This window comes from Massilia sp. CMS3.1 (assembly GCF_051262535.1).
Classification (GTDB): domain Bacteria; phylum Pseudomonadota; class Gammaproteobacteria; order Burkholderiales; family Burkholderiaceae_D; genus Telluria.
Genome location: NZ_JBIMES010000062.1, coordinates 1 through 1,285 on the forward strand (window position 1 = coordinate 1; position 1,285 = coordinate 1,285).

General features: G+C 49.0%; 2 protein-coding genes. Both read right to left on the reverse strand.

Going from position 1 to position 1,285, the window contains the following annotated elements:
• Positions 1 to 5: 5 nt before the first annotated feature.
• Entirely contained in the window at positions 6 to 431 is a 426-nt protein-coding gene (locus ACHAC9_RS24405; protein WP_435764388.1) for a helix-turn-helix domain-containing protein, read from the reverse strand.
• Positions 428 to 739: a type II toxin-antitoxin system HigB family toxin gene (locus tag ACHAC9_RS24410; protein WP_435764390.1), complete on the reverse strand. Its 312-nt coding sequence runs from the start codon at positions 737 to 739 to the stop codon at positions 428 to 430. Before ACHAC9_RS24410 ends, ACHAC9_RS24405 begins: the two co-directional genes overlap by 4 nt.
• Between the last annotated feature and the right edge of the window lie 546 nt (positions 740 to 1,285).

The window sequence follows — 1,285 nt, forward strand, 5'->3', positions numbered from 1 at the left end:
CCTACTTAGAGAAATGCACTCGCGTTGACATTAAAGCGGGTCGATAAGCTCTTCGCTAAAACGCGGCTTATTTCACGACGACCAGCTAGGATGTCGCTGATCAGAGTAGGCGAAGCAATATCAGATAAATCTTTTTGCTTCAGTTTATTTTCCTCCAGCAAGAAGCGGAGAACTTCTTTTGGTTCCGTATCCGGAATTACCACATGCTCGTCTTCCCACTTCTCGATCAGCTCCATCGCTAGCTCGAAAAGAGAAAAGAGAGGATGGCTTTCGTCATCCCCTACTTCATCAGACAAATCATTGGCCAAAGCATGCACACGCTCGAAATCAGCGTCATTCCGGATCGGGCCTAACAGGGCATAAGCCTGTAATGCAGCCCAAGCTTTTGCAAGCTCAGGCATTGCACTGCGCGACTGGTTTTGATAGTTCATTTTCCTCGATTTTCTTTCGTCCACTTATCATACTCACGATGTGTCCCTACGAGTCGTAAGAAAACCTTCTGAGTATTATAATGAATTACTGCAACGATTCGGTATTCGTTACCGCCGACATCGAAAACAGTAAATTTCTTCGGGACATAATCGGCACTTCCGAATGTAAGCTTAAGTTCTGCGAAGCTTTTTGCTTCACAAGCTTCCATCGTTTTATGCCAAGACAACATTTTTTCTAGTGCTTCTGGGTGTTTATCAGCAAACGCCAGCAGCGTGCTTTTTGCAATTACGTGCATATCTTCTTTCAAGAATATAGTTTGGGATTTTCATAGGGGTTTCTCCAGTTAGGAACTTGCAACAAAAATATAAAATGGTTCCGGAAGATGCCTTAAAAACATCTTTTCCGTCCTGTGCTACTGTTGGCACAAACGAATAATATACGCATTCTGCGAACTTCGCAAGACGCGTATTTATTGGTGATAGGATAGGTATTGTTTTTGGTCAACTATGCTCTTCGGACGCCGGCGCGCTGGCTCTGCTAGTGCCCGGCAGGTGAGCGCGAAGCCGGCGCCAAGCGCAGTTAGAAAGGCAGCGGCAGCCCGATTGCTCTTCTCCTCGGCCAGGGCCAGTGCCTGGTCGACGACGACTGTTAGGTCGGTGTTGGCGGGCCGGCGCCGGCGCTGGGGGTGGAGGTAGTCATGCGCACACGGTACCGAGGTGGGGGCGCTTGCCGGTGACGCTGCGCAAAAGGGTTGTGTCGCGTTAGCGATTTGAGGCTCAGATTTGCTGGCGAGGAGTGGGCTGCTTTCAAACTGGACGGATTTGTCCTGCCAACGCATAAAATTGGTCGGCGC